The organism is Phenylobacterium sp. (assembly GCF_044236515.1).
Lineage (GTDB): Bacteria > Pseudomonadota > Alphaproteobacteria > Caulobacterales > Caulobacteraceae > Phenylobacterium.
The window spans coordinates 16,097-27,184 of sequence record NZ_JBIIGK010000026.1 but is presented as its reverse complement, the minus strand read 5'-3'; the positions used below and the strand labels follow the sequence as shown (position 1 = coordinate 27,184).

Sequence of the window (11,088 nt, the reverse complement as noted above, 5' to 3'; positions counted from 1 at the left end):
CCGCCGAACATCTCGGCCATCGCCTCGGCCTCGCCGATGGCGCCGGGCTTCACCCCGGCCGGCAGGTTCTTCATGATCGGCAGGTTGTTGACCGCCTTGGTGGCGACGCCGAGTTCGACGCCGTTCAGCTCCGCCTCGACGGTCATCCGCTGCTGGCGGTTCAGGCGGTCGATACGCGCCGCGCCGGCCTGGAAGGTGACGTCGGCGACCGAGTCCAGGGTGGTCGAGCCGCCGTTGGCGGTCGGCACCCGCATCGAGCGGATCCGCTCGATGTCGGCGCGGGCCTCGGCCGGCAGGCGGATGCGGATCGGGATGCGCCGCTCGCCCTCGTTCATCTTCGGCGTGTTGGCCTCGATGTCGCCGATGGTGGCCACGCGCGCGACGGATGAAATGTCGGCGACGGAGACGCCCAGGCGGGCGGCTTCGTCGGCCCGCGGGCGGATGACGATCTCCGGCCCAACCGGCGCGTTGGCGGGACGCGGATCAGCGACCGCGTCCAGGGTTCGCATCTGGCGTTCCAGTTCCAACGCCGCGCGGCGCAGGGTCTCGCCGTCGTCGCCGGTCAGGATTTGCTGGAACCCGGCTCCGCCTTGCTGACTGAGGAAGCTGACGCGGGCGTCCGGGATGGCCCGCAGCTCGGCCCGCAGCCGCTCGCGGAACTCCTGGCCGGTGGTGGTCCGGGCCGGATCCAGGAGCAGGGTGATGGTGCCGCTGCGCAGGTCCGAGGTGCTGCTGCCGCCGCCGGGACCGAAGTTGGCTACCGTCGAGCCGATCATGGCGAAGACGTTCGTGACCTCGGGCTGCCGCCGCATCAGGTTGGTGACGGCCTCGGTGGTGGCTTCCATGTCCTGGATGGTGGCGCCCGGCGGGCCTTCGACGCTGACGTAGATGAAGTCCGGATCGCCGGTCGGCTGGAAACCGGGCGGCAGGGTTCTGGCGACGGCGATCGACGCGAAGAACAGCACGCCCCCGAGGATCGAGGCGAGGATGCGGTGCGACAGCGCCCAGTCCAGGGCCCGCGGATAGAACCCCTCGAACGGCTTGCGTTCGTGCGGCGCCTTGTTCGGCTTGAGCAGGTAGGCGGCCATCAGCGGCGTCAGCAAGCGGGCCACCAGCAGCGAGAACAGCACCGCCACGGAGACGGTAAGGCCGAACTCCTTGAAGAACTGCCCCGGGATGCCGGGCATGAAGCTGACCGGCGTGAACACCACCACGATCGACATCGTGGTCGCCACGACGGCCAGGCCGATGGCGTCGGCGCCTTCCAGGGCCGCCTGGAACGGCCGGACGCCGCGAGACACCCGCTTCTCAATGTTCTCGATCTCGACGATGGCGTCGTCGACGAGAATGCCGATGACCAAGGTCAGCGCCAGCAGGGTGATGATATTCAGCGAAAAGCCGGTCATCTTCATCACGAAGAACGTCGGGATCAGCGACACCGGCATGGCCAGCACGGTGATCAGCGTCGCCCGCCAGTCGCGCAGGAACAGCAGCACCACGAGGGCGGCGAGGATCATGCCTTCCAGCAGCACGTGCTGGGTGGCGCGGAAGTTGGCGCGGGTCTCGTCGACGGACGAGAACACCTTGGTGAACTTGACGTCGGGATGCGCCTTCTCGAGCTCGGCCAGCTTTTCGCCGACGGCGTCCTCGACCGAGACGTCGCTGGCGTCGCGGGTCTTGGAGACCTGGAAGCCAACCACCGGCCGGCCGTTGAGGCGGGCGAAGCCGCGCGGCTCGGAGGCCCCGTCGCCAATCTGGGCGACGTCGGCGAGGCGCACGAAGCGGCCGCCGCCGGTCGAGATGGTGATGTTGCGGATCTCGTCGACCGTCTCGGCCGCGCCAAGGACGCGGACCGTCTGCTCACGGCCGCCGACCATCACCCGGCCGCCGGGGGCGTCGAGCTGGAAGGTTTGCAGGGCGTTGTTGACCTGGGCGGCGGTCAGCCCCCGGGCGGCCAGTCGATCCGGATCGATGACGACATTTATCTCGCGGGCGACGCCGCCGACCCGGCGAATCTGCGCAACGCCCTTGGCGGTCTGCAGGGTGCGGGCGATGGTGTCGTCGACGAACCACGACAGCTGCTCGTCGGACATCTTCGACGAGGCGACGGCGAAGGTGCCGATCGGGAAGGCGGAGTCCATCTCCACGCGGGTGACGGTCGGCTCGTCGATGTCGCGCGGCAGCACCTGGCGCAGCTGGTCGACCTTGGCTCGGACCTCATCCGTGCGCTTCTGGAGATCCTCGCCCATCTCCAGTTCGATCATCGTCGTCGAGACGCCCTGGGTGACGACCGAAGAGATGTTGTTGACCCCGGCGATGCCCGACAGGGCGTCCTCCACCGGCCGGGTGATCTGGGTCTCCATTTCCCCCGGCGCGGCGCCCGCCTGGGTGACCGTCACGGCGATGTTGGGGAACTGGATGTTGGGGAACTGTTTGATCGGCAGGCCGGTGTAGGCGAACAGGCCGGCAAGCATCAGGCCGACGAACAGCACCACCACCGGCACCGGGTTGCGGATTGCCCAGGCCGAGATCGGGAAATCGGTGCGGGGCGCGCTCATCGCGCGGCCGCCTTAGGCGCCGGCGCTGCGCTCTCCACCGGCTTGACGACGTCGCCGTCGATCAGCAGGCCGGCGGCGTTTCGCACCACTCGGGCCCCGGCCGCCGGGCCGCGGGCCAGCTGGACATAGCCGCCGCCGCGCTGGCCGGCCTGGATGGCCATCCGGCGCACCCGGTTGTCAGCCCCGACGACCATCACGCTGGCTCCGTCGGCGTCATAACGGATCGCGGTTTCCGGCACGGCCAGCACCAGGGAGGAGACATCGCCGAACACCGCCCGGCCAAAGCCGCCGGCGCGGATGTCGCTGCGCACCGGCAGGGTCAGCCGGACCTGGCCGAGCTTGGTCTGTGGATCGATCTGCGGGCTGACCAGGCGGACGACGCCGGTCACCTGGTCGCCGCTGGGCAAGGTCACCTGAGCGCGCTGGCCCGGCCGGACGCGGGCGAGATCTTCCTGCGAGAGCTGGGCGGCCAGTTCGATCTGGCCATCGCGGGCGAGGCGGAACCAGGGCGTCGCGCCGCCGGACGACAGGTCGCCCGGGCGCACGGTGCGCTCGAGGATCAGACCCGAGACCGGGGCGGCCACGGCCATCTTGCGCATCCGGGTCTGCAGGTCGCGCAGGTTGGCGCGGGCCACGTCGGCCTGGTAGCGGCGTTGGGCGATCTGTTCCTGGGCGAGCACGCCCTCGCCGTCGAGCCCGGCGACGCGGCGGACCTGGTCCTCCGCCTGGGCCGCCTGGGCCTGGGCCTGGGCAAGCTGGCCCTGGAGAAGGGCCGGATCGAGCTGCACGAGGGTCTGCCCGGCCCGGACATAGTCTCCGACGTCGGCCAGCACGCGCAGGACGCGATAGCCGGTGACCTCGCCGGTCACGGCCGCCTCCTCGCGCGGGATCAGGTCGCCGGTCGCGGAGATGGCGTCCACCACCGGCCGCTGCTCGACACGGACGACGCTGACGGTGCGCGGTTGCTCGGCGGCCGGCGCGGCCCGGGTGGACTTGTCGCACGCGGCCAGCGCCAGGCCAGCGGTCATCGACAGCAGGAGGGGAAGACGAAGGGTTTTCATGTGCGGGTTCAGCCAGCCTGAACTTGTGTGGAGGCCTGTCGGGACGCCGGCGTCGCGGCCCAGCCGCCGCCGAGCGCCCGATAGGCCTGGACCGTGCGCCGCAGGCTCTGGACCTGGGCTGCGGTGAGTTGGGTGCGGGTCGCGCGCCAGGCCTGTTCGGCCGACAGCAAGGTGTTGAGGTCGGTCAGGCCACGTTCGTAGCCGAGCCGCGCGGCGCGGAACGCCCGCCCGGCCCGCGCCTCGCCATCGGCGAGCAGCGCCACGCGCCGGCGGTCGGCGTCGAGTCGGACCAGCGCCCCCTCGGCCTCACCGAACGCGGTCTGCACGGCCCGTTCATAGGCGATGACCGCCTGTTCGGTGCGCGCGTTCTCGGCCTTCAGCTCGGCCAGCTTGTTGGGGATCGACAGGATCGGCTGGGCGATCGTGCCGCCGATCGACCAGTTCCAGCTCTCGTTCTCGAAGCCGGGCTGCGAGGTGCGCGACCAGCCGACGCCGGGCGTGAGGGTGAGGGTCGGGAAGAAGGCGCGCTCGGCGACGTCCTGGCGGCCCGCGGCGCTGCGGACCCGGGCCTCCGCCTCGCGGATGTCAGGACGACGGGCCAGCAGCTGGCTGGGCAGGGTGACCGGCACGGCGGGCGCGGCGCCCACCTGCGGCGGGGCGTCGACGGCGGTGGTCGGCTCGGCCAGGCGGCCGGCCAGGATCAGGATCGCCCGCCGCTGGGCCTGCAGCTCGGCCTCGAGTCCGGCCGCCTGGGCCTCAGCCTGGGCGAGGTCGCCGGCGATGCGATCGGACTCGGAGGTCGGCGCGAGACCCAGTCGGCCGCGCCGGGTGGCGAGGTCCAGCAGGCTGCGCTGGATGCGGGCGGTCTCTTGCGCGTCGGCGAGCTGGATCGCCAGGCCGCGCGCCTGGAAGTAGGAATCGGCGACCTGGGCGGCGATCGCCGCACGGCTGCCTTCCAGGGCGAAGCGCTGGGCCGCGACCTCGGCGTTGGCAGAACGGCGAGCCGCGAGCGTTCGGCCGAAGAGGTCGATCTCCCAGCTGACGTTAAAGTTGACGCTCTCGCTCTCCGACGAGCCGCGGGTCACGAAACCGGGGAACTCGAACTGCGTGCCGGACAGCTGTTCAGTCTCGGTGCGGCGGGTCGAACCGGACAGGTCGCCCTTCGGCAGGAAGCCGAGCAGAACGCCGAGCCGCTGGGCGCGAACCTCGTTCAGGCGCGCGACGGCGGTCCGCACGTCGGTGTTGCGGACCAGGGCCTGCTCGATCAGCCCGGTGAGCTGCGGATCGTCGAACGCCAGCCACCAGCGGTCGAGGTCGACGGCGGCCTGAGCGCTTGCCGGCGCCTCGAAGGCGGCGGGCATGGCCAGGTCCGGCTTGCGCGGGCTGGCGCAGGCCGCGACGGCGAGGGCGGTGAGAAGGGCGGCGGTGTGGGAGGCGCGCATCTTGAGCGGGGCTATTATCAGAGGCCAGGTTTGGCGGTGATTAATTCGCCGACAGGCTGACCTTGCTTAGCGGCAGCTCATGTCGGGGGAATTACAGGCGCATTACATTGTAGGCTGGGCGCGGACTAGCCGTTTCAACCGCCTACGCCTAGGGTCACGCAATCAACTGACCTCATTTCGGGCAGAACATGCAAAAGCTTGTCTATGCGACGGCCCTGGCGCTTTGCCTTTCCACGACGCCGGTCCGGGCCGCCGAGCCGATCGATGCGGCGCGGATCGCGCGCCACATCGAAGTCCTGGCGTCCGACGCCTTCGAGGGCCGCGCGCCGGCCAGCGCCGGCGAGGCCAAGACCGTCGCCTACCTCATCGAACAGTTCCGCGCCGCGGGCGTGCAGCCGGGCGGCGACCTGAAGAACGGGACCCGGGCGTGGACGCAGGACGTTCCCCTCGCCCGCTTCGCCATCGACGGGCCGGTGCAAGTGAGCGCCGGCGGCGAGGCCTGGACGCAAGGCGAACAGGTGGCGCTGCGGGCTAGCCAGACCGGAGCGCGCCGCCTCGACCTGAAGGACGCGCCGCTGGTCTTCGCCGGCTACGGCGTCAAGGCCGACGAGAAGGGCTGGGACGACTTCAAGGGCATGGACCTGAAGGGCAAGGTCATCCTGGTCCTGGTCAACGACCCCGACTTCGAGACCGGGGTCGGCGACTTCGGCGGCAAGGCCATGACCTATTACGGCCGCTGGACCTACAAGTACGAGGAGGCGGCGCGGCAGGGCGCGGCCGGCGTGCTGGTGATCCACGAGACGGCGCCGGCCGCCTACGGCTGGGCGACGGTCAAGAACTCCAACACCGCCGAGCTGTTCGACATCATCCGAGACGACCCGACCAAGGCCCACGCGCCGCTCGAGGGATGGATCCAGCGCGACGCGGCGGCGGCCCTGCTGCGGAAAGACGGGCTGGACTACGAGGCGCTGAAGACCCAGGCCAGGTCGCGGGATTTTCGGCCGGTCGCGCTGCCCGGCGTTAGCCTGTCGGCGAGCTTCGCGGTGAATGCGACCACCGTGATCTCCAAGAACGTGGTCGGCGTGCTGCCGGGTCGCCGCCGGCCGGAGGAGCGGGTGATCTACACCGCCCACTGGGACCATCTGGGCGTCGGCGGGGCGGATGCGACGGGGGATCGGATCTACAACGGCGCGGCGGACAACGCCTCCGGCGTCGGGGCGCTGCTGGAGCTCGCCCGGGTGTTCGCGAGCGGGCCGCGGCCGGACCGCAGCCTGGTGTTCCTGGCCGTCACCGCCGAGGAGAAGGGCCTGCTCGGCACCGAGTACTATGCGGCCAACCCGCTCTATCCGCTTGGCACGACCGTCGCCGACCTCAACATGGACGGGATGAACCTCATCGGCCTGACGCGCGACGTCACGATGTCCGGCGATGCGCCGCTAACGCTGCAGGACGACCTCGTGAAGCTTGCGGCGGAGCGGGGGCTGTCGTTCAGCCCTGACCCGAACCCGGAAGCCGGCAGCTTCTACCGCTCCGATCACTTCCCGCTCGCCAAGCGCGGCGTGCCGGCGATTTCGTTCGGGGCCGGCCAGGACCTGGTCGAGGGCGGGCTTGCCGCCGGCAAGGCGGCCTCCGACGACTACATCCGCGAGCGCTACCACCAGCCGGCCGACGAGTTCGATCCCAAGTGGGACCTGCGCGGCCTGAGCCAGGAGGTCGGCCTGTTCTACGAACTCGGACGCCGGCTGGCGAACTCGTCGGTTTGGCCGGAGTGGAAGACCGGCGCCGAGTTCAAGGCGGAACGCGACAAGACCGCCGCGATGCGGAGATAGCGGCGATGGCAGGCGTAATCCGGACGGGTATCGGCGGCTGGACCTTCGAGCCCTGGCGCGGCGTCTTCTATCCCGAGGGCCTGCGCCAGGCCGGGGAGCTGCAGTACGCGGCCAGCAAGCTGAGAACCATCGAGATCAACGGCACCTACTATTCCAGCTTCAAGCCGGAAAGCTGGGCCAAGTGGCGGGCCGCGACGCCGGATGGGTTCCGCTTTTCGGTCAAGGCCTCGCGCTACTGCACCAACCGCAAGGCTCTGGCCGATGGCCGAGAGTCGATCGACCGGTTCCTCGGCCAGGGCCTGGTCGAGCTCGGCGACCGGCTCGGTCCGATCCTCTGGCAGTTCATGGCGACGAAGAGGTTCGACCGCGACGATTTCGCCGCCTTCCTCGACCTGCTGCCGGACAGGCTGGAGGGCGTGCCCCTGCGGCACGTGATGGAGGTCCGCCACGGCAGCTTCGCCGACCCGGCGTTCGTCGCCCTCTGCCGGGACCGCAATGTGGCCATCTGCACGGCGGCGCACGAGACCTATCCGCTGATCGCCGACGTCACCGCCGACTTCGCCTACCTGCGCCTCATGACCGCCGACGACGGCCTCGAGACCGGCTACGCCCCGGCCGAACTGGACGAGTGGGCGGATCGGCTGAAGGCCTATGCGGGCGGTGAGCTTCCCGCTGACTTCACGCCCCTGGACCGCACCAGCCCGGCGGCCGACGCACGCGACGTCTACGCCTACGTCATCCACGAAGGAAAGGTGCGGGCGCCGCGGGCGGCCATGGAGCTACAGGCGCGGGTCTAGGGCCCGAAGGAAGGCGGAGCGCGCCGCGCCCGCCTTCCTCCTTCTAGTGCGTGGTCCGGACGTCGGCTTCGGCGTGATGCTCACCGATGCTGAGCGACTTGACCCAGGGCAGGATCTGCCAGAGGGCCGACAGGCCGACGAGGCCGTAGACAACCTTGGCCAGCGCCGCGTCGTCGCCGCCGAAGAGGTTGGCCACCAGGTCCATCTCATGGCCGCCAAGCGCCACCAGACCCCAGTTCACGCCGCCCACGATCAGCAGCAGCAGCGTGAGGATGTTGAGCCATTTCATGGTGCGATCCAGTTCTTGCCGTTCGACGTCGCATCAATCGGCAAGCCGCGCCCAACGTTCCCAACAGGCCGCCCCGCGCCTCAAAGGAGGGCGCTGCGGGTTGGCAAGGCTCTCAAAGGCCGTAAATTCCACGGGTGCTTCCTCGGCAGGGCTAAATGGCGGACGTTGCGACGCTCGGACGGCGTGAACAGACGAAGTCGCAGAACCGGCAGGCGATCCTCGACGCAGGGCGGGCGGTGTTCGCGGAGCTGGGCTACGACGCCGTGACCGTGCGTGACATCGTCCGTCGGACCGGCCTCGCCTCAGGCACCTTCTACAACTACTTCCGCTCGAAGGAGGAGGTGTTCGCCGCCCTCGCCGACGACGGGGCGCGTCGGTTCGCGCCGGTGATCAAGCACCTGCGCGAGCAGGCAGTCGGTTTCGAGAGTTTCGTCCGGGCGGCGATCTCCGCCTACTTCGAATTCATCGCCGAGGAACGCCGCCTGTGGCTGGAGGGACGGCCGGCCGGCGAGAGCGCCCGCGTGCTGCCGCGCGAGACGCCGGAGATGCAGGCAGTGTTCGGCGAGGTCCGACAGGCGATCCAGGCCGCGGCCGGCGGACCGGGCGGCGTGCCCGACGCCGATCCCGACTACATGGCCGCCGCCTGTATCGCCATCGCTCGCGACGTCGGCGACGTGATGACCACCCGCCGGCCGCCCGACATCGCCGGCGCTGCGGAGTTCGCCTCGGCGATGATCCTCAACGGCCTTAGGGGCCTGCCGCAGCGCCGCGAGGCCTGAGGCGGCTTGACGGGAGCCCGGAACCGGCCGACCTCAATCGCATGACCATCGGCAGCGAAGACGAACTCGAAAAGCTCAAGGCCGCGGGTCGCGTCGTCGCCCGCACCCTGACGGCCATGGGCCAAGCCCTGGAGCCGGGCATCACCACCCGCGAACTGGACGACCTCGGCCGCCAGCTTCTGGAAGAGGCCGGAGCGCGATCGGCGCCGGAGTTGACCTACAACTTCCCCGGCGCGACCTGCATTTCGGTCGGACCGGACGTCGCCCACGGCATTCCCGGCGACCGCCGCATCGAGGCCGGCGACCTGGTGAACATCGACGTTTCGGCCGAGCTTGACGGCTTCTTCGCCGATACCGGCGCGAGCTTCGCCGTGCCCCCGACGGCGCCGCGCATCGAACGCCTCTGCCGCGACGGCCGCCGCGCCCTGTGGAGCGGCATCCGCCAGGTCCGCGCCGGCGGTGAGCTGGCCGCCATCGGCAAGAGCATCGAGAGCTTCGCCCGCAAGAACGGCTACAGCCTGGTCCGGAACCTCGCCAGTCACGGGGTCGGCGCTTCCCTGCACGAGGAGCCGACCGAGATCGCCACCTGGGAGGACCGGTCCGAGCGTCGGCGGATCACCGACGGCCTGGTCTTCACCATCGAGCCGTTCCTGTCGCTCGGCGCGGATTGGGTCGAGGAGCTGGACGACGGCTGGACCCTGCGCCCGCCGGCCCGACAGCCGACGGTGCAGTACGAGCACACCCTGGTCGCCACCCCGCGCGGCGCGGTGGTGGTGACCCTGGCCGACTAGATCGGCCAATCAGCTGGGCGACTAGAGCAGCAGGTCCAGCGCCACGCCCGCGAGCGAGCAGGCCAGCAACAGCGGGATCATCGGCGCCTTGAACCGGAAGGCGGCGATCGCCGCCGCCGCCGTCAAGGCGGCGCTGGCAAGGTTGATCGAGCTCAGCACCGGCAGGTCGAGCTGCGCCCCGAACCCGCGCACGGTGACCATCTGCGAAAACAGCACGTGAAGGGCGAACCACAGGGCGAGGTTCATGATCACCCCGACCACGGCCGCGCCGATCGCCGCCAGGGCCGCGTTCAGCGCCTGCGCGCCGCGCAGCCGCTCGACGAAGGGCGCGCCGAGAAAGATCCACAGGAAGCACGGCACGAAGGTGACCCAGGTGGTCAGGGTGCCGCCGAGGATCGCCGCGGCGATCGGCGGCAGGCCGGTCGCGGCGCGGAACGCCCCCATGAAGCCGACGAACTGGGTGACGATGATCAGCGGGCCGGGGGTCGTCTCGGCCATGCCGAGTCCGTCCAGCATTTCGCCCGGGCGCAGCCACCCGAAGGTCTCCACCGCCTCCTGGGCGACGTACGCCAGGACAGCGTAGGCGCCGCCGAAGGTGACGACGGCCATCTTGCTGAAGAACAGGCCGATCTCAGTGAAGACGTGATCATCGCCGAGCCAGAAGATCGCCGCCAGCACCGGCGTCCACCACAGGACCAGCAGGGCGGCGCTGATCGACAGCGACCATCGCAGGTTGGGCGTCGCATGGGCCGGGATGCCTTCGCCTAGCACCGTGTCGGCGTCGGCGACTTCGTTGGCCGAAGCCGGGCCATGGCCGCCGCCGGCCAGCGCCCCGCGCACCCCGAGTTTGGCGGCCAGGAAGCCGAACAGTCCGGCCGCGACGATCACAATCGGGAACGGCACCTTGAAGACGAACAGGGCGACGAAAGCCGCCACGGCCAGGGCGATCATCAGCGGCGTCTTCAGCGATCGCCGCCCGACGCGCAGCACCGCCTGGATCACCACCACCAGCACCGCCGCCTTGAGGCCGAAGAACAGCGCCGCCACCGGCCCGACCTGGCCGAACAGCGCATAGAGGACGCTGAGGACCATGATCGCCAGGTAACCCGGCAGCACGAACAGCGCCCCGGCGATAAATCCGCCGAGCGTGCGGTGCATCAGCCAGCCGATGTAGGTGGCGAGCTGCTGCGCCTCGGGGCCCGGCAGCAGCATGCAGTAGTTGAGGGCGTGCAGGAAACGCCGCTCCCCCAGCCAGCGCTTCTCCTCGACGAGGATGCGGTGCATCACCGCGATCTGGCCGGCCGGCCCGCCGAAGCTCAAGGCCGCCACGCGGGCCCACACCCTGACCGCCTCGGCCAGGCTCACGGTCTGTCGGTCGGTATCGGAATTCGTCGTCGACACGTTCACTCACGCTCCAGGGCTCGCGCCGGCATGGCCGGGCGCGTCCGAAGAGCGGGTGCTTGGACGCCAGAGGCGTCTATGTCCGGGCGACCCGCATCAGCCCGGACCGTTGCTCTACCTCCGCCGTGGCCCGGCGGCAAG

9 protein-coding genes are annotated in these 11,088 nt (G+C 70.3%); 4 read left to right on the top strand and 5 right to left on the bottom strand.

All coding sequences use genetic code 11. The features are described 5' to 3' along the window. The 3 genes from ACILRF_RS04745 to ACILRF_RS04735 form a co-directional block, all read right to left on the bottom strand. Positions 1–2,558, bottom strand: a 2,558-nt coding sequence (locus ACILRF_RS04745) for an efflux RND transporter permease subunit (protein ID WP_395671121.1), incomplete at its 3' end; no start/stop codon positions are given. Next, a complete protein-coding gene (locus ACILRF_RS04740; protein ID WP_395671120.1) occupies positions 2,555–3,619 on the bottom strand; it encodes an efflux RND transporter periplasmic adaptor subunit in 1,065 nt (354 codons plus the stop codon). The genes ACILRF_RS04745 and ACILRF_RS04740, both read right to left, overlap by 4 nt. Before the next feature lie 8 nt (positions 3,620–3,627). After that, complete coding sequence (locus ACILRF_RS04735) at positions 3,628–5,061, bottom strand: efflux transporter outer membrane subunit (protein ID WP_395671119.1); 1,434 nt, start codon at positions 5,059–5,061, stop codon at positions 3,628–3,630. A gap of 188 nt (positions 5,062–5,249) precedes the next feature. Between ACILRF_RS04735 and ACILRF_RS04730 the strand changes: the two genes are divergently transcribed. Both ACILRF_RS04730 and ACILRF_RS04725 read left to right on the top strand, forming a co-directional pair. Further along, positions 5,250–6,890 carry a M28 family metallopeptidase gene (locus tag ACILRF_RS04730; RefSeq protein WP_395671118.1) on the top strand — a complete coding sequence of 547 codons (1,641 nt, stop codon included), beginning with the start codon at positions 5,250–5,252 and terminating at the stop codon, positions 6,888–6,890. A 5-nt stretch (positions 6,891–6,895) separates the two neighbouring features. Continuing rightward, a complete protein-coding gene (locus ACILRF_RS04725) occupies positions 6,896–7,687 on the top strand; it encodes a DUF72 domain-containing protein (protein WP_395671117.1) in 792 nt (263 codons plus the stop codon). A 43-nt stretch (positions 7,688–7,730) separates the two neighbouring features. Here ACILRF_RS04725 and ACILRF_RS04720 read toward each other — a convergent pair whose 3' ends face one another. Further along, positions 7,731–7,976, bottom strand: a complete 246-nt coding sequence (locus ACILRF_RS04720; RefSeq protein WP_395671116.1) for a DUF378 domain-containing protein — start codon at positions 7,974–7,976, stop codon at positions 7,731–7,733. 155 nt (positions 7,977–8,131) lie between these two features. On the opposite strand from ACILRF_RS04720, the gene ACILRF_RS04715 reads away from it, so the two are divergent. After that, positions 8,132–8,755 carry a TetR/AcrR family transcriptional regulator gene (locus tag ACILRF_RS04715; RefSeq protein ID WP_395671115.1) on the top strand — a complete coding sequence of 208 codons (624 nt, stop codon included), beginning with the start codon at positions 8,132–8,134 and terminating at the stop codon, positions 8,753–8,755. A 41-nt stretch (positions 8,756–8,796) separates the two neighbouring features. After that, complete coding sequence (map, locus tag ACILRF_RS04710) at positions 8,797–9,546, top strand: type I methionyl aminopeptidase (RefSeq protein WP_395671114.1); 750 nt, start codon at positions 8,797–8,799, stop codon at positions 9,544–9,546. A gap of 21 nt (positions 9,547–9,567) precedes the next feature. Here map and chrA read toward each other — a convergent pair whose 3' ends face one another. Then, entirely contained in the window at positions 9,568–10,953 is a 1,386-nt protein-coding gene (chrA, locus tag ACILRF_RS04705; protein WP_395671113.1) for a chromate efflux transporter, read from the bottom strand. Positions 10,954–11,088 lie beyond the last annotated feature (135 nt).